This window comes from Micromonospora sp. WMMC264 (assembly GCF_027497275.1).
Classification (GTDB): Bacteria; Actinomycetota; Actinomycetes; order Mycobacteriales; family Micromonosporaceae; genus Micromonospora; species Micromonospora chalcea.
The window spans coordinates 1,676,120-1,694,511 of sequence record NZ_CP114907.1 but is presented as its reverse complement, the minus strand read 5'-3'; the positions used below and the strand labels follow the sequence as shown (position 1 = coordinate 1,694,511).

Here is an 18,392-nt window from a genome sequence, read left to right as displayed (position 1 = left end):
GGGCTCAGCCGGCCTGGAGCAGGGTCATCCCCATGGACATCCCGCCGCCGAATGCGGTGAGCAGCACGAGGTCACCTGCGCGGACCCGGCCGGAGCGGCACAGCTGGTCGTAGGTGATGGGCACCGCGGCGGCGCCGGTGTTGCCGTAGGCGGTGTACGTGCTGGCGACGCGGTCGAAGGGCAGCCCGAGCCGCTCCGCCATCGAGGCGAGGATCCGGCCGTTGGCCTGGTGCGGCACCAGATGCCCGAGCCGGTGCGGCGGCACACCGTGCTCGGCCAGGAACTCCGCGATGCCGGCGACCACGTACGTGTCGATGAACTCGCGTACTCCCCGGCCGTCCATCCGGAAGTGGTGCGAGCCGTCGCGGAGCGTCTGCTCCGAGGCCGGCAGGCGGCTGCCACCGGCCGCCACGCCGATCAGCCCGCGCGCCTCGGCGAAGCTGAGCAGCCGGGTGGCCACGACCCGGTGCGCGCCACCGACCCCGATCACCGCGGCGCCCGCGCCGTCGCCGAACAGCACCACTGTGCGGCGGTCCTGCGGCGACAGGATGCGCGAGTAGACGTCCGCGCCGATCACCAGCGCCGGCCGGTCCCCCGCTGCGGTCACCAGCCGCTCGGCGACCGCGAGCCCGTAGCTGAAGCCGCTGCACACCGCGTTGACGTCGAACGCGGCGGTACCCCGTCCGGCGCCGATCTCGTGGGCGACGACGCTGGCCGTGGGTGGTTGCGGCGAATCCGGCGTCGACGTGGCCACCACGACGAGCGCCAGGTCGGCCGCGTCGACGCCGGCGTCCGCGAGCGCGATGCGCGCCGCGCCGATCGCCAGGTCGGAGGTCGCCTCGTCCGGCTTGGCCCACCGTCGCTGCCGGATGGCCGTCTTCTCGAACACCCAGTCGCCGGTCACGCCGGCGTGCTCGGCCGCCTCGTCGTTAGTCACCACCCGGCCGGGCAGGTAGGAGCCGGTGCCGAGCACACCGATCGGCCGGTCGCCACGCGAATATGTGAGCATGCGCCAGGTCCATTTCTTCACCAGCCGTCGATCGCGAAAATTGCGATAAGGACGGGCACCGACTTCGCGGCGAATAGTGTCGACGGTCCTCCAGACCAGACCTGCGGTCAATGTATGGCACCCGCAACGGGCAGGGCAACCGCCGGAACCGACGTGACATATTCACCCGCACCGCCTTGGCCGGGCGCGCTCCGGTCACCACTATGCGGATGTGGACGCCAACCCCGTAAACGGTCCGGCCGGGTCACCGTGGATGGACGCCATCGACGTGCACCATCACATAGTTCCCGATTTCTATGCGGCCGAGCTTCGCGAATTGGGCGGTTCCACTGTTCTTTCCGGAGTCGACCGCCCCACGTGGAGCCGGGCGGGCAGCCTCGCCATGATGGACCGGCAGGGAATACGCGCCGCGATCGTCAGCCTGTGGCCGGGCGTACCCCCGCTGGACCGCGCCCGCAGCCGCGCTCTCGCGCGGCGGCTGAACGAGTACCTGGCCGAGTTCGTGGCGGCCGGCGACTGCCGCTTCGGCGCGTTCGCGGTGCTGCCCTTCCCCCACCTCGACGACTGCGTGGCGGAGTTCGTCCACGCGGTCGACGTGCTCGGCCTGGACGGGCTCGGGCTGCTCACCAACTACGACGGGCTCTACGTCGGCGACCGCCGGCTCGATCCGCTGCTGGCCGAGGCCGAGCGGCGGCGTACGCCGATCTTCGTGCACCCGGCGGTGCCGCCGGCCACCGGCCAGCCCGCCTTCGGGCTGCCGCTGTCGCTGTACGAGTTCCCGTTCGAGACGGTGCGGCTGGTGGCGCAGCTGCTCTACAACGGCACGCTGGAGCGGTTCCCCGAGCTGCGGATCATCCTGCCGCACGGCGGCGGCGGGGTCACCTACTACGCCGACCGGCTCACCTACGGCCCGGTCATCAACCGCGATCTCGCCGACCGCCTGCCGGACGATCCCCTCGCCGTGCTCCGCCGCCTCTACTTCGACGTGGCGATGTGCGGCCGGCACGCGCTCGCCTCGCTGCGGCTGTTCGCCGATCCGGAACGGGTCCTGGTCGGCTCCGACTACCCGTTCATGCCGGAGTCCTTCGGCGCCTCGATCGGTGCGGGAGTGGCGCGCCACGCGGACCTCGATCCGGGGTGGTGGGCCGCGGTCAACCGGTCCAACGCGGCGAAGCTGTTCGCCCGTTTCCCCTCGACAGGAGAGTGACCACATGCTCGACGACACGCTTGTCGACGCGTACCTGAACCGCATCGGTGTGGCCCGGCCGGAGCGGCTCGACGCCGAGGCGCTGCGGCTGCTGCATGCGCAGCACGAGCTGACGGTGCCGTTCGAGACCATCGACTACCACCTCGGCAAGGAGATCTTCATCGACGAGCGGGTGGTCGAGAAGATCGTGTACCAGAACCGCGGCGGCGGCTGCGGCGAGATCAACAACGCGTTCCACTACCTGCTGGAGGCGCTGGGCTTCGACGTCACGCTGCACCAGGGCCGGGTCTGGCTCGGGCACGAGTTCACTCCGCCGTACAACCACTCGGTGACCACGGTGCGCATCGGCGAGCAGCGGTGGCTGAGCGACGTCGGCCTGGGTCGCAGCAGCCGCTACCCGCTGCTGCTGGAGTCGCCGCAGCCGCAGGAGGACCCGCACGGCACCTTCTCCACCAAGCGGGTCGCCGACAACGCCACCGACGTCTTCCGGGCCGACGCGCTGCAGTACCGCTTCTACGACGAGCCGGTCGTGGCGGCCGACGGCATGCAGGTGCTGTGGTGGTACCGCACCTCACCGGACTCGCCTTTCCTGCAGAACCTGTCCTGCACGCTGCCGACCGAGAACGGGCGCATCATCCTGCGGGAGAACAAGCTCGTCGTGATCGACGGCGACGAGCGGCGCATCGAACGGATCACCAACGACGACGACCTGCTGGCGGCGTACGACAAGTACTTCGGCATCAAGCTGGACGCGCCGCCGAAGCCGAGTCCGCACGTCAAGAAGTCGATGCGCATGTCGTACGAGCGGGACTGAGCCGTGCTGACCGACGAGCAGGTGCGGGGCTACCTGGACCGGATCGGCGCCGCCCGCCCCGAGCGGCCGGACCTCGCGGCGCTGCGCGACCTGCAGGAGCGCCACACGTTCACGGTGCCGTTCGAGAACCTGGACTACCACCTGGGCCACGAGATCTACATGGACGAGCGGGTGCTGGACAAGGTGATCCGCCAGCGCCGCGGCGGCGGCTGCTTCGAGATCAACACCTCGCTGTTCTTCCTGTTGCGGGCGCTGGGTTTCGCGGTGACGCTGCATCAGGGGCGGGTTTGGCTCTCCGGGCGGTTCAACGGCCCGCACAATCATCTGATGCTGACCGTGGACCTGCCCGAGACCGGCTCCCGCTGGCTGGTCGACGTCGGCTTCGGCAAGAACAGCCGGTTCCCGTTCCGGCTCGACGCGGCCGAGCCGTACGTGGACCCGCACGGCCGGTTCGCCACCCGGCGGGTCGAGCCGGGGGTCGTCGACGTGTACCGCAACGACGCGCTGCAGTACCGGTTCTACGACGAGCCGGCCGACCTGGCCGACTTCCGGCAGAACCTGTGGTGGTACCGCACCTGCCCGGACTCGCCGTTCCTGCGGAACATGTTCTGCACGCTGCCCACCGCCGACGGCCGGGTCACGCTCCAGGGCGACGTGCTGACGGTCATCGCCGGCGACCGCCGGAGCGTCGAGACGCTCACCGACGACGACGCGCTGCTGGAGGCGTACCGGCGGTGGTTCGGGATCGTCCTGGACAAGCCGCCGACGCCGAGCCCGTACGCGGACCAGTCGTCGCGCATGGCGTTCTTCCAGAACGACGACGGCGGGCCGGCCCGCCGATGACGACAGTGCGGGCCGCCTACGTCGACCGGCTGGGCCCGGCCACCGAGATCCGGTACGGCGAGTTGCCCGCGCCCCGGCCGGGCCCCACCGACGTGCTGGTCGACACGCTCGCCACCACCGTCAACCACGTCGACACGTTCGTGCGGGCCGGCACGTACCGTACGCCGGTCCCACTGCCGTTCGTGGTGGGCCGGGACGTGGTGGGCGTGGTCGCGCACGCCGGTGACGGCGTGGCCGGCTTCCGCCCCGGCGACCGGGTCTGGTGCAACAGTCTGGGCCACGGCGGGCGTCAGGGCGCGGCCGCCGAGCAGGTGGTGGTGCCCGCGGACCGGCTGTACCCGCTACCGGCGGCGGCCTCGGTGGAGGCGGTCACCGTGCTGCACCCGGCCGCCACCGCCTACCTGGCGCTGGCGGTGCACGGCCGCCTGCGCTCCGGCGAGACGGTGGTGGTGGGCGGTGGCGGCGGCAACGTCGGCGCCGCCCTGATCACGACGGCGACGGCGCTGGGCGCGCGCGTGGTCGCCACCGCGGCGCCCCGGGACGAGGCGTTCTGCCGGGCCGCCGGCGCCGTCGAGGTGGTCGACTACGCCGCACCGGATCTCGGTGACCGGCTCGCCGCGTCCTGCCCGGAGGGCGTCCACGTCTACCTGGACACCTCCGGCACCAACGACCTGGACCTGGCGGTCGGGCAACTCGCCGTACGGGGGCGGATCGTGCTGCTCGCGGGCGCGCGGACCCGTCCCGCGCTGCCCGCCGGTGAGCTGTACACGAACGACAGGTCGATAGTCGGTTTCGTCATCTCGCTCGCCACGACCGCGGAACTGGCGGAGGCGGCCGGTTTCATCAACCGGCTGCTCGCGGCCGGCCGGCTGCGACCGCGCGAGGTGGTGCGCCTTCCGCTGTCCGCGATGCGGGAGGCGCACCGGATGGTGGAGGACGGCGAGATGCGCGGGCGGCGGGCCCTGGTCGTCCCGGACGGCGCGGCGTCACAGCTCGGTGAGCAGGCGGTGCAGGCGTAGCGCGAGCTGGATCTCCAGCGCCCGTGCCGGGAGTTGCCAGGTCGGGCCGAGCAGGCGCTTCACCCGGTCCAGCCGCCGGGTGACCGTGTTCGGGTGCATGTGCAGCAGTTCCGCCGCGTTGGTCGGGCTGCGGCCGGCCTCGAAGTACGCGTCGAGCGTGCGGGCGAGGTCGCCGTCGCGGTGCCGGTCGTAGTCGAGCACCGGCTGGAGGGTGGCGTCGATGAACTGGTCGATGCCCTCCCGGCCGGCCAGCAGCATCGGCAGGAAACCCAGCTCCCGTACCGACACGCCGCGACCGGCCAGCTCCATTGAGATCATGACGTCGAGGCAGCGCAGCGCCTGCCGGTAGCGCACCGCCACCCGCTCCGGCCCGGAACCGCTGTCGGACGCCGCGGCCGTCACCGGGCGGCCGAAGAGCGCGCCCGACTCCTCCGCCGCCGTCCGGGCGATCTCGGCCGGGTCGGCCTCCCCCGGCAGCAGCAGCACGATGTCGTCGTCGTGCAGCGCGGACAGACCGTCACCCCGGGCGGCGAACGCCGCGCTCCACATCGACGCCCAGTGCGGGCTGACGCCGTCCGGGCGCAACACCACCACGACGTACGGCCGGTCCAGCCGCACGCCCAGCCGCCGGGCCCGTTCGACAAGCGTGCCGGTGGGCTGCGGCGTGGTGATCAGCTCGTTGAGCAGGGCACGGCGGGCCTGGCTCTCCCGGCTGTCGTCGAGCTGGCGCAGGATCACCGCCGCCGCCTGGGCGATCAGGAGCAGGAGCTGCCCGTCCGGGTCGGCGAGCGGGCTGTCCATCTCCAGCAGCAGGTCTCCCATCCGCCGGTCGCCGGCCAGCACCGGGACGACCATGCGGCGGCCGTCCGGCACGCCCGGCTCCGGTCCGGCGGCGGCGGACCGGCTCGCGGCGACCACCAGACCGTCGTCGGTGCACAGCCGCACCGACGCGCCGAGACGCCGGTCGGCCTCCACCACGAAGGCGCGCGCGTCGCCGCGGGCCACGGCCAGGTCGATGAAGCCGTAGTGCGCGGAGCGCAGCGCCCGCATCCGGTCCAGGTCGGCGGCGGTACGGGCGGACTGCTGCTCCAGCCCGTAGAGCCGGGCGATCGCGACGTCCAGCAGTTGCGTCTTCTCCATCGCCGCGCCGGCGAGCCGGGCGAACGAGGTCAACTGGACGCGCTCCCCCTCGGTGACCGTCCGGGGGCGCCGGTCGGCGAGGTACAGCGCGGCGACGGACCGGCGGGGGGCGTATCCGCGCAGGTGGCCCAGACGTACCGCGACCACCGCGTGCAGTGCGCCGTCGTCGTCCGATCCGGACACCGGCGCGGCGGCCGGGGCGGATTCCGCGTCACCGCACCACAGCGGCGATCCGTCCAGCAGCGCCGCGCCGGAGGGATGGTGACCGGGCAGGTCCAGCCGGCCGTCCTCGTGGGGGCCGTCCGCCGCCCGTACCGTGATCGTCGGTCCGTCCTCGGACACGACGGCGACGAAGGCGGCCGGCGCGTCGAGCAGCCGCCGGCCCTGCCGGGCGATGTCCCGCAGCAGACCGCCTTCGTCGTGCGGCACCCCGGCGTCGTCGGCGGAGCCGGGCACGGCGGTGCCTTGTTCCGTGCTCCCCCCCATGACTCTTCCCGTGTCCTTAGTCGCGTCGCGGATCTGCGCCGGATTATAGGCGTCCCGGCCACGAAAGACGTCGAACCTGATGAATCAGAGTCGAACACTTTGACCCTTCGGGAAGCCGATAACGACGATTCTCCGCATGGCCGAAACCGATACCACCACGCCACTGTTCGAATCGCAGGCGGAAATCGTCGTCGACGCCACTCCGGACGAGGTCTACGCGCTCGTCAGTGACCTTCCCCGGTGCCGGGAGTGGAGCACCGAGTGCACCGGAGGCGAGTGGATCAGCGGCCGTCCCGGCGCCGCCGGGGCGGTGTTCCGCGGCCACAACGTCCGCGGCGAGGACGTCGTCGCCTGGGCGCCGGTCGTCCGCGGCGTCTGGACCACGGAGTCGCAGGTGCACACCGCGATCCCCGGCGTCGAGTTCAGCTGGGCGATGCGGGACAGCCGGGGGCGCGCCCAGAGCAGCGTGTGGGCCTTCCGGATGAGCCCCGAGGGCGCCGGCTGCCGCCTGACGCACCACTTCCGGATGGACGAGCCCACCGAGGGCATCCGCAAGATCACCCGAGACATGGACGACGACGAGCGCCGGCGTTTCGTCACCGAATGGGGCGCCAAGGTCGGCGCCGATCTGCACGAGACGCTGCGCCGACTCAAGTCGATCATCGAGACCGAACGGTAGGAGCCGGACATGTTGCTGCAGACGATCGCCAATCGCGGCATCCGACTGGGCACACTCTTCGACCGGGCCGCGGCCCGGCACCCGGACAACAGCATCACCCTCGACCACGACCTCGACGTGGCGCCGGAACTCGGCCGGCGGCTCACGGTCGGCGCGGTCGCCGGCCTGGTCGCCGACCTGGCCGCCCGCCTGCACGCCGCCGGCGTACGACCGGGCGACTGCGTGGTGGTCCACAAGTCGCACAACTTCGACATCACGCTGAGCGCGTGCGCGCTGGCCCGGATCGGGGCCGTGCCGGTGTTGCTCTCCCCCCACCTCGACGCCACCACGGTGCTGCATCTGATCCGCCGGGCCGGCCGGCCGTACCTGCTGACCGACCGCGCCACCCTCGACGGGGAACTGGCGGACACCGTGTTCCCGGCGGTCGCCGGGGTGCTGCTCGCCTCCGGTGACCATCCGTCGGCCACGTCGCTGCGCGCCCTGACCGGTGTGCCGAGCGTCCCGCCGATCGTCATGTCCCCCGACCATCCCACCCTGGTCACCCACACCTCCGGCACCACCGGGCTGCCGAAGCTGGCCGTGCACACCGGACGGACGCTGCAGGCGCGCTACCGCCCGCAGGCGTCGGTCGCCGCGCTGGTGCGGCGCCGCTGCCCGGTCGCCATCCACGTCTCGTTCGTGCACTCGCGCCTGTTCACCGCGCTGGCGATCACGATGCTGCGCGGCTTCCCGCTGCTGGTGCTCGCCGACAACGACCCGGACCAGGCCACCGACCTGTTCCTCACCCATCGTCCGGGCGTGCTGGAGACCCACCCCAACTCGTTCCTGCGGTGGGAGCGGCTGGCCGACGACCCGCGCGCGCCGCTGGCCACCGTGCGCTACTTCAGCAGCACCTTCGACGCCATCCACCCGCGTACGGTCCGGCGCATGCTCGGGGCCTCCGCGCATCCCAAGCCGGTGTTCGGCCAGCTGTACGGGCAGAGCGAGGTCGGCCCGGTCGCGGCCCGCGCGTTCACCCGCCGCCGGCCCGAGGACGCCGACGGGCGCTGCGTCGGCATGCCGTTCCCCGGCATGACCGACATCCGGGTGGTCAGCCGCAACGGACGCCCGCCCACCCGCGACAACCCCGGCTACATCGAGGTACGCACCGACGGGCGCATCGTCACCTACCTCGGCGAGCAGCAGCGGTACGAGGGTCAGCGCCACGGATCGTGGTGGCGGATGGGCGACCTGGGCTACCGCACCCGGCTGGGCTGCCTGCACCTGCTCGACCGCGAGGTCGACGAGATCGACGGGTTCGGCAGCACGCTGGCGGTCGAGGACACGCTCTTCACCCGGCTGGACGAACTCGTCGAGGTGATCATCCTGCCGGCGCCGGACGGGCCGCCCGTGCCGGTGATCTGCACCAGCGAGGACCTGCCGATCGACATCGACCGCTGGGCCGGCGCGGTCGCCACGCTGCCGCCGATGGCCCGTCCGGTGCAGCGGCGCCTGGCGGATCTCCCGCAGACCGCCACCACCAAGATCAAACGGTTGGAGTTGGCCCGGCAGCTGCTCGACCGGGACAGCGCGGCCGGATGAGCACCCGGACGCCCGTACGCGTGGTCGTGGCCGGGGGCGGCATCGGCGGGCTCGCCACGGCGCTGGCGGTCGCGGCGCACGGCCATCACGTGACGGTCCTGGAACGCCAGCCCGAGTTCACCGAGCTGGGCGCGGGCATCCAGCTCGCCCCCAACGGCCTGCACGCGCTGGACGCGCTCGGTGTGGGACCGCAGGTGCGGGCCACCGCGGTCGCCATGGCGGAACTGCGGTTCATGGACGGCGTGACCGGCGCCCACGTCACCAGCATGCCGTTGACCGAGCGGTACCAGCGCCGGTTCGGCAGCCCGTACGTGGTGGTGCACCGCGCCGAGTTGCACCGTCGGCTGCTCGACGCCGCCCGGCGGCTGCCCCGGATCACGCTGCGCCCGGCCGCCTCGGTGGCCGGCTACGACCAGAACGCGGCCGAGGCCACCGTGCGCCTGGACTCCGGCGAGCGGATCCCCGCCGACATGGTGGTCGGCGCCGACGGCATCCACTCCCGCATCCGCCGCCAGCTCGTCGGCGACGGCGAGCCGCGCAACTCCGGCATCACCGCGTACCGCGCCATCGTCCCCATGTCCCAGGTGCCGGCCCGGGTACGCCGGGACGCGGTCACCTGGTGGGCCGGACCGGACTGCCACTTCGTGCACTACCCGATCAGCGGCGGGGCGTACCTGAACATGGCCGCCAGTCACGCCGACGGCGCGCCCACGCTGTTCGCCGGCCGGCCCACCGACGGCACACTGGTCCGGGCCGCGATGTCGCGCCTCGGCGCGGTCGGTGACCTGCTGCGCCTCAGCGACGAGTGGCGGGCCTGGGTGCTCGTCGACCGGCCGCCCGTCGACGACTGGGCCGACGGCCGGGTCGCCCTGCTCGGCGACGCCGCGCACCCCATGCTGCACTACGCCGCGCAGGGGGCCTGCCAGGCGCTGGAGGACGCGGTGGTGCTCGGCGACCTGCTCGGCGACGGCGCCGAGCCGGTGCCCGAGGTGCTCCGCCGCTACGTCGCGCAACGGCGGGAGCGGACCGCCGCGGTGCAGGCCGTCTCCCGCGACAGCATCCGGCTCTGGCACGCCGCCGGGGACGCGGCGACGGCCCGCAACCGGGCGCTCGCCGCGATGACGCCGCAGGAGCTGCACACGGCGGTGGCCTGGATGCACGCCGCCCGGGTGCGCGGCGAGCGCCCGAGCGAGGCCGTGCGATGACAGGCCCGCGGCATCTGCGGATCTGCATCGTCGGCGCGGGTCCGCGCGGACTGTCCGTCCTGGAGCGGCTCTGCGCCCAGGAACGGCACGACCGGGCCTGCGCCAGCCTCACCGTGCACGTGGTGGACCCGGCCGCGCCCGGCGCCGGCGCGGTGTGGCGCACCGACCAGTCCCGGCTGCTGCTGACGAACACCGTCGCCTCACAGATCACCGTCTACACCGATCCGAGCTGCCGGCTGGCCGGGCCGATCGAGCCCGGGCCGAGCCTGTACGAGTGGGCCCGGAGCGTGGCGTCGGCGGGCCCGTGGGGCGCGCTCGACCCCGACGTGCTCGACGAGGCGCGTGCCCTCGGCCCCGACGACTATCCGACCCGGGCGTTCTACGGCCACTACCTGCGGGCCAGCTTCCGCCGGATCGTGCGCCGCGCGCCGCCGCACGTCTCGATCCGGTGCCACCGCTCCCGCGCGGTGGCCAGCGCCGACACGTCGGGCGTGCCGGGCGGTCCGCAGGGCGTCCGGCTGGCCGACGGCACCCGGCTGCACCACCTGGACGCCGTGGTGCTGGCCCTGGGACACGCCGCTGCCCGGCTGGATCCCCGGCAGGCACGCACGGCGAGCCTGTCCCGGGTGCACGGACTCACCTATCTCCCCCAGGCCAACCCCGCCGACGTCGACCTCGGCCACATCCCGGCGGGCGCGCCGGTGCTGCTGCGCGGGCTGGGCCTGACGTTCTTCGACCATCTGATCCTGCTCACCGTCGGCCGGGGCGGCAGCTTCACCGAGGAGGGCGGACGGCTGCGGTACCGGCCCAGCGGCGCCGAACCGAGGTTGTCCGCCAGTTCCCGCCGGGGCATCCCGGCGCACGCCCGGGGCGACAACCAGAAGGGCGTGACCGGCCGGCACCTGCCCCGGCTGCTGACCGCGCAGGCCGTGGCGCGGCTGCGCGCCCGCCGCGCCCGCGGCGAGTCGATCCGGTTCCGTCGCGACGTGTGGCCGCTGATCGCCGCCGAGGTGGAGAGCGTCTACTACGCCACGCTGCTGCGCCGCACCGGGCACGCCGGCCGGGCCGAGAGCTTCACGCTGCGCTACCTCGCGACCCCCGCCGAGCGGCGGCCGGCGCTGCTCGACGAGTACCCGATACCGCCGCAGCGGCGCTGGGACTGGGACCGGCTGGCCCACCCGTACCGCGGGCGCGAGTTCCGCGACCGGGACGACTTCCGCGCCTGGGCGCTGGACCACCTGGCCCGGGACGTTGCGCACGCGCGGGCCGGCAACGTCGACGGGCCGCTCAAGGCAGCGCTGGACGTCCTGCGTGACCTGCGCAACGAGATCCGCCTGGCGGTCGATCACGGCGGGATCGACGGCGACTCGTACCGCGACGAGCTGACCGGGTGGTTCACCCCGTTCAACGCGTTCCTCTCGATCGGCCCGCCGGCCCGGCGCATCGAGGAGACGATCGCGCTGATCGAAGCCGGTGTGCTGGAACTGACCGGGCCGGACACCCAGATCGTCATCGACACCGAGACACCCGCGTTCGAAGCGACGTCCCGGACCGTGCCCGGTCCCCCGGTCCGCGCCGGCGTCCTCATCGAGGCGCGGCTGCCGGAACCCGACCTGCGCGGCACCGCCGACCCGTTGCTGCGCCACATGCTCGACACCGAACAGTGCCGGCCGTACCGGATCCCCTACGACGGCGGCACGTACGAGACAGGAGGACTCGCCGTGACCGAACGTCCCTACCGGGTCGTCGACGCCCAGGATCAGCCACACCCGCGCCGGTTCGCGTTCGGTGTGCCCACCGAGTCGGTGCACTGGGTGACAGCGGCCGGCATCCGGCCGGGCAGCGACTCGGTGATCCTGGCCGACGCCGACGCGATCGCCGCCGAGGTGCGCTCGCTCGCGCCGGCCGGACATGCGGTGGCCGACCGCGCGGCCTCCGGGTCGGCCCGCTTCCCGGGGGTGATCGTGTGATCGACACCCTCGAAGTGGCGGTGGACAGCGGCCTGCTCTCGCCGGTGCGCGCCGGCACGAGCATCGAGCCGGTGGTCGGCGACCGGGCCTGGTTGCAGGCCATGCTGGACGCCGAGGCGGCGCTCGCCCGCGCCCAGGCGCGGCTGGGCACGCTGCCCGTCCAGGCCGCCGCGGTGATCACCCGGACCGCCCGGGCCGAGCTGTTCGACCTGCGGGGCGTCGCGATGGCGTCCCGGGACACCGCGAACCCGGTGGTGGCGCTTGTGGCCCAGCTGACCCGCGCGGTCGCCGAGCTGGACCCGGCCTCCGCCGAGTACGTCCACCGTGGCTCCACCAGCCAGGACATCCTGGACACCGCGGCGATGACAGTCGCGCACCGGGCGCTCACCGTCATCGACGACCACCTCGCCGCCGCCGTCGACGCGCTCGCCGGGCTGGCGCTGACCCACCGCGACCTGCCGATGGCCGGGCGGACGCTGGCCCTGCACGCCGCCCCCACCACGTTCGGGCTGAAGGCGGCCGGCTGGCACCAGTTGCTGTGCGACGCCCGGGTGCGGCTGTGCCGGGTACGCGACCAGGGCCTGCCGGTGTCGCTCGGCGGCGCGGCCGGCACGCTGGCCGGCTATCTGGAGTACGCGGCGCTGGACGGCGCGGCCGAGCCGGACCCCGGCTACGTGGACCGCCTCGTGGCGGCGTTCGCCGAGGAGACCGGCCTGAGCCGGCCTGCGTTGCCCTGGCACACCCTGCGTACGCCGCTGGCCGACCTCGCCGCGGTGCTCGCGTTCGTGACGGGCGCGCTCGGCAAGATCGCCGTCGACGTGCTCTCGCTGGCGCGCAGCGAGGTGGGCGAGGTGGCCGAGCCGGCGGCCAGCGGGCGCGGCGCCTCCTCCGCGATGCCGCACAAGCGGAACCCGGTCTTCGCCACGCTGATCCGCAGCGCCGCGCTCCAGGTGCCGCCGCTGGCAGCCGGGCTCACCCAGGCGCTGCTCAGCGAGGACGAGCGGTCCGCCGGCGTGTGGCACGCCGAGTGGCTGCTGCTGCGCGAGTGCCTGCGGCTCACCGGCGGCGCCGCGGAGGCGGCCGTGACACTGACGCGGGGGCTCGTGGTGCGCCCGGAGCGGATGGCGGCCAACCTGGCGCTGACCCGGGGCCAGCTCACCTCCGAACGGGTCGCCGCCCGGCTCACCCCCGTCGTCGGCCGGGACCGGATCAAGGAGGTGCTGACCCGGGCCGCCGCGGAGGCCGACGCGACCGACCGCCCCCTGTACGACGTCCTGGCGGAGACGCCGGAGCTGCGCGGCCGCTACACCGCCGAGGAACTGGCCCGGATCGGTGATCCGGCCGGCTACCTCGGCGCGGCGGGCACGCTCGTGGACGGCGCGGTCGTCGCCCGGGCGGAGCCGGCCCGGCGCTGACCGCTGGTCCCCGCGCGCACGAGCCGCGGTCGGACGCGGGATCGGGTCAGCCGATGCCGTCGACCGCGGCCCGCAGCGCGCTGATCGACGGATCCCAGGTGAAGTTCAGGACGGGGATGCCGGAGGCGGCGGCGTTGCTGTCGCCGCCGAGGACCACCGCCCGCGGTTTGCCGGTGCCCTGGGGGACCACGAGATACCAGTTGCCCTTCACGTTCGCGATGAACACGTCGTCTGCCTCCTGGTCGGGCGGGTTCGGGTTGGTGACGTCTCCGGCCCAGCTCTCGAAATCGACTGTCGCGCGGAAATCCGTCGGACTGGTGGTGTTCAGCCAGAGGCTGGTGTGCACGTGCGGCCCGACGCCGGACTCGCTGCCGTTTGCCGAGGCGCCGGAGTACGCGATGGTCTGGCCACGCGACACACGTTGACCGGGTGAGACGGCGACCGCCGACAGGTGCAGGTGCCGGGTGTAGTTGCCGTCGTCGTGGGCCATCCCCACTACCCGCCCGGTGGCCGTGGACGTGTCGGCCTTCACGAACCGGATCGTGCCGTTCGCCGCCGCCATGACCGGGGTGCCGGCGCCGACCGCGTAGTCGGTGCCCGGCTCGGCCGAGGGCGGCGTCCGGTTCCGGTGGTCCTGCCAGGAGCTGGAGATGCGGACACGTCCGCACGGCCGCTGGTAGCCGCCGGCGGCCCGGGCGGAGCCGGGCAGCAGGGCGAAGGCGGCCGACACCCCGGACGCGGCCAGCGCGGCGCCGGTGAGGAGCCCGCGTCTGGACAGTCCGCGCAGGTAGGCAATGCCGCCGAGGTCCTCGGGCGGCGGAGCGCCGTGGCCGACGTCCCGGGACGACCCGTCACTGAGGATCATCGATGTAAGGTACGGCCGGTTCGGACGCGGGGCAAGCGCCTCGCCCGGACGCCACGCACGCCCTCGCCGGTCGTCATTCCGTCGATGGACGCCTATTCGAAGAACCCGTTTCCGGCACTAGGCTGACGACATGTCTGACGAGCTTTCACCTTCGGCGCAGCAGTCTGCGCTGTCCGGAATCGGCCTGCGCGGCATCGACCACATCGGCCTGGCGGTGAATGATCTGGACGAGGCGATCGAGCGGTACGAGACCGTCTTCGGCATGCGGTGCGTACACGTGGAGGAGAACGCCGAGCAGGGAGTCCGGGAGGCGATGATGTCGATCGGCCCCGACCCCGCCCATGGCCGGCTGCAGTTGCTCGCCCCGCTGACCCCGACCTCGCCGATCGCCCGCTTCCTCAGCCAGTCCGGCCCGGGCGTGCAGCAGATCGCCTGGACCGTCGACGACGTCGAGGAGACCTCCGCCGAGCTGCGTGAGCGCGGCGTACGGCTGCTCTACGAGCAGCCCAAGCGCGGCACGGCCGGCTCCCGGATCAACTTCGTCCACCCGCGTGACGCGGGCGGAATCCTGGTCGAGCTGGTCGAGCCGGCCGCCGCCTGAGCGGGCCGCCCGGCCGCCCCGAACGGCCGGTCCCGCCGGATCGTGCCGGTCCGGCGGGACCTCGACGGCGCCGCGGTCAGTGCCGGGTGCGTGGCAGGATCCGGTCCAGCCAGCCGGGCAGCCACCAGTTTCCGCGACCGATGAGCCGCATCAGGGACGGGACCAGCAGCAGCCGGACGATCGTCGCGTCGATCAGCACGGCCAGGGCCAGCATGAAGCCCATCTGCTTGATCTCGAGGATGCGGGTGAACATGAACGACGCGAAGACCACGACCATGATCGCCGCGGCGGCGGTGATCACCTTCGCGGTGCGGGTCAGTCCGAGCTGGACGGCGGCGGCGTTGTCGCCGGTACGGTCCCACTCCTCGCGCATCCGGGAGAGCATGAACACCTGGTAGTCCATGGAGAGCCCGAAGACCAGGGCGAACGCGAACAGCGGCAGGATCACCTGGATGAACCCGGTCCGCTCGACGCCGAGGAGGTCGGCGCCGTGCCCCTCCTGGAAGACCAGCACCGCCGCGCCGAAGGCCGCGCCCGAGGTGAGCAGGTTCATGAAGATCGCCTCGAACGGCAGGACCAGCGAGCGGAAGGCGATCAACAGCAGCAGCCAGCTCGCCGCCAGCACGGCGCCGATGACCAGCGGCATGGCCCGGGAGCTCTCGTCGGTGATGTCCACGATCTCGGCGGGGCCACCGCCGACGTGAGCGGTCAGCCCGGTGCCGGCGAACGCGCCACCGGCCTGAGTGCGCAGCTCGCGTACCAGATCGGCCGTCTCGTCGGTGTCCGCGCCGTGCCGTGGACGGACGGTGACCACAGTGGTGTCCCCGTCCCGGCTCACCAGCTCGGCCAGGGCCGGGCCGGCGGCGCGCGTCGCGGCTTCGAGGTGGGCGGTGGTGTGCCCCTTGGCCTGGGCGTCGAGCACCCGGGTGACGCTGACGACGTCAGCGGTCTCCCGGTTGCCGGCGGCCTGGTCGCTGAACCGGGCGACGGCGTCGAGCTGCGCGTCGGTGAACCGGTCGCCGCCGGCCGAGACGACAACTGTGATCGGGGCGAGCACGCCGGGCGCGTACGCCTCGGAGACGATGCCGTACCCCTTGCCCGGCGGCGACTCGGCCACCGCGCCGGCGCCGAGGTCGACGCCGTACTGGAGGTGGAAGACCGGGATGGACAGGGCGCCGAGCAGGACGGTGCCGAGCGCGGCCACGAGCAGCGGACGGCGCATGACCACGGCGATGGCCTTGGCCCAGCCGGAGTGCTCCGGGTCCGGGTGGGCCAGCGACCGGCGGGCCCAGGGCAGCGCGAAGCGGTTGATGCGGGGGCCCAGAAGACCGAGCAGGGCGGGCAGCAGGGTGACCGCGATGAGCATCATGACCAGCACGGCGACTGTCATGCCGACGGCCATCGAATAGACCTTCGCGGAGCGGACCAGCCAGAGCCCGGCCAGCGAGACGACGACGGTGATGCCGGAGAACAGGACGGCCTGCCCGGCGGTGGCCACGGTGCGCCCGATCGCCCGGGCCCGTTCCGGACGGCCGCTGTCACCTGCTTTCGCCAGTTCCTCGCGGAACCGGGTGACGATGAACAGCGTGTAGTCGATGCCGAGCGCGATGCCGACCATGCTGACAGCGGTCTGCACGAACACGTCGAAGGTGGTGAAGTGGGTGGCGATGCCCAGCGCGCCGAACGCGGCGAGCACGGCGACGACACCGAGCAGGAGCGGGATGGCGGCCGCCACGAGCGACCCGAACGCGAGCAGCAGCACGATGGCGGCGGCCGGGAAGCCGATCGTCTCGGCCATGGACAGGTCCTCGTTGCCCTGCTCGACGGCGGCCGCGGCGAGCGGCGAGACGCCGGTGAAGTACGCCTCCACCTGGCCGGTGCCGAGCCCTTCGGCGATCTCGCCGAGCGGCCCGGCCTGCTCCTGGAGCTTTTTGTCGTCGCCGTCGAGACTGACCGGCACGAGCGCGGTCTTCCCGCCGGGGGCGATGAGCCGGTCCGGCGCGTCGTACGGGCTGACCACGGTGCGCACGTCCGGGGCCTGGCGGTAGCGCTCGACAGCGGTGCGGACGACCTCGCGGAACGCCGGGTCCTGCGCGTCGATCGAGGTCGAGTGCAGGACCACGAAGTCGGTCTCGCTCGGCGTGTCGGGGAACTCGGCGCTGATCAGCTCGGCGGCCTTCTCCGAGTCGGAGCCGATCACGGAGTTGGTGTTGCCGGTCAGGTGCGAGGTGAAGTAGCCGGCCGAGACGGCCGCGCCGGCGAGCAGCACCAGCCAGACCAGGATGACCTTCACTGGATTGAGCGCCGCCCAGACGGCCCAGCGGTAGAGGAAGCCTTCCTCCAGCGGCCGGTGTTCGCCACCTCGGCGGGTGCGCGACAGCGTGTCGGTCATCGAATCCCTTTCACGGTTGGCACTGATGTCCGCCGGCCACTGCGGTACGGCTGCCGGCGCCCCCTTCCGGCGCCGGTCAGCCTACCGTCCACTAGAGGCCGTTTTGTGGACCTTGTGAACGTCGAAATCAGTTGAGTACGGCGCCGGCGTCGTCCCGGAACTCCCGGCTCCGCCGGTTGTCCAGGTGCACGTAGACCCGGTGCAGCCAACGGTCCCGCCCGTCGAAGCGGGGAGTGAACTCGGACCGGCCGTGCAGCACCAGCCGGTTGTCGATGAGCGCCATCATCCCGGTCTGCAGCACCAGCGGCGTGGAGACGTCGGTGAGGATCCGCTTCAACCGCGCCATCACCTCGCCGGCCTCCTCGTCCAGCGCGGTGGTCGCGTTCAGGTCGAGGCAGATGTTCGAGTCCTCCACGCTGCCGGTGAGCACCGCGTGCGGCGTGGTGCGGTCACCCTGGCGGAACGAGGGCGGCGGCGCGGTGACGAACCGGGGCTCGCGCAGCACCTTCCGGTCGGTCTCCTCGATCAGCGGCAGGGCCTGCCGGATGCAGGTGACCAGCGTGCCGGCCCGCTTGGCGTGATCGTTGCGCAGGCACAGCAGGCCGACGTAGTCGGGGCGTTCCCGGTGGAACGCGTTCTCCACATGGAACTCCAGCGGCACCGACCCGGCGTTGCTCTGGGAGTCCTCCAGGCCGCGCACCGGGACGACGTTCTGCACCAGGGCGCCGCTCTTCTCGCTGCGGTAGGCGATCACCTCGCCGAGGTGCAGGCCGACGAGCATGGCCAGGACGGCCGGCACGGTGGTCGCCCGTTCCACCGACTCCCGGACGGTCGGAGTGCTCGGCAGGTCGCGCTCGTCCACCGGAAGGCCGGCGAGCACGAGTGAGCCGGTGGCCCCGGCGTCGCTGCGGAAGTCGCGCAGCGTCTCCATCAGCCGCAGCGGCATCCGGCAGCTCGCCTGCCGGGCCTGCGTCACCCAGGACAGGTCGTCCAGCAGGCGCGGCGACGCGGCGACGAGTTCCTCGGCCAGCGCCCGCAGGGCGGTCCGTTCGTCGTCGGCGAGGTCCAGCCTCAGTCCCTGCGCGCCGCGGGTCGACCGGTCAGATGTCGTGGTCATGGATTCGTCCTCTCGTACGGCGTGCGCGATCGTCCCGGCGCACGGGGGC

At 73.0% G+C, this 18,392-nt stretch carries 15 protein-coding genes; 10 read left to right on the top strand and 5 right to left on the bottom strand.

Features of this window, described 5'->3' with window-relative positions:
- Positions 1–4: 4 nt before the first annotated feature.
- Positions 5–1,009, bottom strand: coding sequence for a ketoacyl-ACP synthase III (locus O7542_RS06860; protein ID WP_281605897.1), 1,005 nt, complete (start codon positions 1,007–1,009; stop codon positions 5–7).
- A 253-nt stretch (positions 1,010–1,262) separates the two neighbouring features.
- On the opposite strand from O7542_RS06860, the gene O7542_RS06855 reads away from it, so the two are divergent.
- From O7542_RS06855 to O7542_RS06840, 4 genes are read left to right on the top strand one after another with little or no spacing between them, the layout of a single operon-like run.
- Positions 1,263–2,216, top strand: coding sequence for an amidohydrolase family protein (locus O7542_RS06855; RefSeq protein WP_281606452.1), 954 nt, complete (start codon positions 1,263–1,265; stop codon positions 2,214–2,216).
- Between the two features lie 4 nt (positions 2,217–2,220).
- Positions 2,221–3,030, top strand: coding sequence for an arylamine N-acetyltransferase (locus O7542_RS06850; RefSeq protein WP_051610887.1), 810 nt, complete (start codon positions 2,221–2,223; stop codon positions 3,028–3,030).
- Between the two features lie 3 nt (positions 3,031–3,033).
- Entirely contained in the window at positions 3,034–3,873 is an 840-nt protein-coding gene (locus O7542_RS06845) for an arylamine N-acetyltransferase (RefSeq protein WP_281605896.1), read from the top strand.
- Positions 3,870–4,892 (top strand): zinc-binding dehydrogenase, encoded by a 1,023-nt coding sequence (locus O7542_RS06840; RefSeq protein ID WP_281605895.1) that lies wholly within the window; start codon positions 3,870–3,872, stop codon positions 4,890–4,892. The genes O7542_RS06845 and O7542_RS06840 overlap by 4 nt, the downstream gene beginning before the upstream one ends.
- On the opposite strand, the gene O7542_RS06835 is transcribed toward O7542_RS06840, so the two are convergent.
- Positions 4,860–6,518: a helix-turn-helix domain-containing protein gene (locus O7542_RS06835; protein WP_281605894.1), complete on the bottom strand. Its 1,659-nt coding sequence runs from the start codon at positions 6,516–6,518 to the stop codon at positions 4,860–4,862. The genes O7542_RS06840 and O7542_RS06835 overlap by 33 nt on opposite strands.
- Before the next feature lie 136 nt (positions 6,519–6,654).
- On the opposite strand from O7542_RS06835, the gene O7542_RS06830 reads away from it, so the two are divergent.
- Genes O7542_RS06830 through O7542_RS06810 form a run of 5 tightly spaced genes read left to right on the top strand, consistent with a single transcriptional unit; the run spans position 6,655 to position 13,368 of the window.
- Positions 6,655–7,197: an SRPBCC family protein gene (locus O7542_RS06830; protein ID WP_064445522.1), complete on the top strand. Its 543-nt coding sequence runs from the start codon at positions 6,655–6,657 to the stop codon at positions 7,195–7,197.
- A gap of 9 nt (positions 7,198–7,206) precedes the next feature.
- Positions 7,207–8,778 carry an AMP-binding protein gene (locus O7542_RS06825; protein WP_281605893.1) on the top strand — a complete coding sequence of 524 codons (1,572 nt, stop codon included), beginning with the start codon at positions 7,207–7,209 and terminating at the stop codon, positions 8,776–8,778.
- Positions 8,775–9,983 (top strand): FAD-dependent monooxygenase, encoded by a 1,209-nt coding sequence (locus O7542_RS06820; protein WP_281605892.1) that lies wholly within the window; start codon positions 8,775–8,777, stop codon positions 9,981–9,983. The genes O7542_RS06825 and O7542_RS06820 overlap by 4 nt, the downstream gene beginning before the upstream one ends.
- A complete protein-coding gene (locus tag O7542_RS06815; protein WP_281605891.1) occupies positions 9,980–11,953 on the top strand; it encodes an FAD/NAD(P)-binding protein in 1,974 nt (657 codons plus the stop codon). The genes O7542_RS06820 and O7542_RS06815 overlap by 4 nt, the downstream gene beginning before the upstream one ends.
- A complete protein-coding gene (locus tag O7542_RS06810) occupies positions 11,950–13,368 on the top strand; it encodes an adenylosuccinate lyase family protein (RefSeq protein ID WP_281605890.1) in 1,419 nt (472 codons plus the stop codon). The genes O7542_RS06815 and O7542_RS06810 overlap by 4 nt, the downstream gene beginning before the upstream one ends.
- Positions 13,369–13,414: 46 nt before the next feature.
- Here the strand turns inward: O7542_RS06810 and O7542_RS06805 are convergent, their stop codons facing one another.
- Complete coding sequence (locus tag O7542_RS06805) at positions 13,415–14,233, bottom strand: M23 family metallopeptidase (protein WP_043323013.1); 819 nt, start codon at positions 14,231–14,233, stop codon at positions 13,415–13,417.
- A 130-nt stretch (positions 14,234–14,363) separates the two neighbouring features.
- On the opposite strand from O7542_RS06805, the gene mce reads away from it, so the two are divergent.
- The gene (gene mce, locus O7542_RS06800) at positions 14,364–14,834 is read left to right on the top strand and encodes a methylmalonyl-CoA epimerase (protein ID WP_104112278.1); all 471 of its coding nucleotides are present in this window, start codon (positions 14,364–14,366) and stop codon (positions 14,832–14,834) included.
- A 76-nt stretch (positions 14,835–14,910) separates the two neighbouring features.
- Here mce and O7542_RS06795 read toward each other — a convergent pair whose 3' ends face one another.
- On the bottom strand, positions 14,911–17,226 hold the full coding sequence (locus O7542_RS06795) for an MMPL family transporter (protein ID WP_069088354.1): 2,316 nt from the start codon (positions 17,224–17,226) through the stop codon (positions 14,911–14,913).
- Between the two features lie 127 nt (positions 17,227–17,353).
- The gene (locus O7542_RS06790; RefSeq protein WP_082930898.1) at positions 17,354–18,343 is read right to left on the bottom strand and encodes a TauD/TfdA family dioxygenase; all 990 of its coding nucleotides are present in this window, start codon (positions 18,341–18,343) and stop codon (positions 17,354–17,356) included.
- Positions 18,344–18,392 lie beyond the last annotated feature (49 nt).